Source organism: Oleiphilus sp. HI0067 (assembly GCF_001635735.1).
Genome location: NZ_LWFI01001650.1, coordinates 1 through 479 on the forward strand (window position 1 = coordinate 1; position 479 = coordinate 479).

1 protein-coding gene is annotated in these 479 nt (G+C 45.3%); it reads right to left on the reverse strand.

Annotation, left to right across the window (positions count from 1 at the left end):
* Positions 1–479, reverse strand: a 479-nt coding sequence (locus tag A3739_RS30485) for a hypothetical protein (protein ID WP_197472611.1), incomplete at both ends; no start/stop codon positions are given.

A 479-nucleotide genomic window follows, 5' to 3' on the forward strand; every position in this document is an offset into this window, starting at 1 on the left:
AGTTGCTCACGCTTGATTTTCGCCCCCCGCTCATCAGCAACTAATTGCGCGTGACGCTTAAGAGCACTCTGCTCTATTGCCCGAGCATCGACTAACGAAGTTTTAGCCGCAGCCAAATCATTCAGATTAGCCTGAAGCCCCGCCTCCAATCTAGCCACGTCATCATCTGCAATACTCAGCTCATCAACCAAGCTATCTATTCGTTTTTGACGAACGACAACACCATCATCAATTGCACTCAAGGCAAGATATTGAACACTATCCCGACCTATCAATACACCTTCAGTGGTCACGAATTCTTGACCAAGTTCTAGCTGAGAACGAGTAGAAAAGGCTTCGCTAGAATTCGCAGCACAAATATAACGATTCAAAAACGGAATCAACGCAGAACACCCTTCGACTTTTTCTGCCAAAGAGCCATCGTTAACTTGATAGCTTGCCTGCTCATTCGAAAATAAAGCGAAAGTAATATCAGAGCG